The organism is Allosphingosinicella deserti, assembly GCF_003012735.1.
GTDB lineage: Bacteria > Pseudomonadota > Alphaproteobacteria > Sphingomonadales > Sphingomonadaceae > Allosphingosinicella > Allosphingosinicella deserti.
The window spans coordinates 1-1379 of sequence record NZ_PXYI01000023.1 but is presented as its reverse complement, the minus strand read 5'-3'; the positions used below and the strand labels follow the sequence as shown (position 1 = coordinate 1379).

The following is a 1379-nucleotide window of genomic DNA, read 5'->3' as shown; positions in this document are numbered from 1 at the left end:
TTTCCATCTGTGGACGCCCCCATCAGCGCAAGCGATTTTTCGTTGGGTATTTGGCACGTGATCGGATGCTGCCATCTGTCCGGCTTCTCGATGCAGCGATGTGAGCTGCGAGCCTGTATGGGAGTTCGCGGACCGGATCCAAGTCACCCTCGCGTGCTCATGAGCACGGTGGAAACGTCTGGTTCTTCCAGCCCCGTCTCGCCGACCGTTGTGCCATACCCTCCTTCGATCACTTACGCCTTCGACAACCTCACGCCCGCAACAGCCCGATCAGGCTGTTGCGACCGGAGCTCGGTAATCTTCGTTCTTCGACAACACGGCCCAAACGATCCGTGCCATCTTGTTGGCCAGCGCCACGGTGACCAGCATTCGCGGCTTTCGCGCGAGCATCTGCGCCAGCCATGATCCCGCCGGTGCGCCACGCTTGCTAGCGTGGAGCACGACAGCGCTGCTGCCGATGATCAACAGCCGTCGCAATGTTCGCTCGCCCATCTTCGAGATGGCGCCGAGCTTTTGCTTGCCGCCGGTCGATTTCTGAAGTGGGGTGAGCCCCACCCAGGCTGCGAAGTCGCGCCCCTTGCGAAAAGTCTCTGGGGCGGGCGCCAGCGCCAGCAAAGCCGTTGCCGTGATCGGGCCGATGCCGGGTATCGTCATCAGCCGGCGTGCCGCGGCATCTTCCTTCGCACGGCGCGTAATCTCCTTGTCGAGTTCGGTGATGCGTCGATCGACGTCCTTGATGCTGTCGACCATCATCACGAACACGCCGCGGGCACTTTGCGGCAGCGGGCAAGCCGGATCCTCGATCCGCGCCATCAGGCCAGCGAGGTGGAACAGCCCTTTGGGTGCGATCCAGCCAAGTTCCGCGACCAGGCCGCGCAGCGCATTGCCGAGCTGCGTGCGTTGCCGCACCAGCAGATCGCGAGCGCGAAACAATACCGCAGAGGCCTGTTGCTCCTCACTCTTCACCGGCACGAAGCGCATCGAGGGGCGCTGCGCGGCTTCACAAATCGCCTCCGCATCAGCCGCATCGTTCTTCTGTCGCTTCACGAACGGCTTCACGTACGCCGGCGGGATCAGACGAACCTTATGCCCCAGCTTCTGAATCTCGCGTGCCCAATGATGCGCGCTGCCGCACGCCTCCATCGCAACTACGCACCGCGGCTGCGAGGCGAAAAAACTCAGCACCTTCGCCCGAGTCAGCCGCTTCTTCAGCAGCGCAGCGCCCGACACATCCACACCGTGAACCTGAAAAACCTGCTTTGCCAGATCCAGCCCAATCGTAGTAACATCGCCCATGGACGCCTCCCTCAAGTGGCAGTTTGACACTCCACTTTGGCACATAGATGCCGTCGGGGGGCGTCCACCCCATCACCCTCCCC

General features: G+C 62.4%; 1 protein-coding gene. It reads right to left on the bottom strand.

Annotation, left to right across the window (positions count from 1 at the left end; translation table 11 throughout):
* Window positions 1-270: 270 nt before the first annotated feature.
* Entirely contained in the window at window positions 271-1296 is a 1026-nt protein-coding gene (locus C7I55_RS27615; RefSeq protein WP_106516274.1) for an IS110 family RNA-guided transposase, read from the bottom strand.
* Between the last annotated feature and the right edge of the window lie 83 nt (window positions 1297-1379).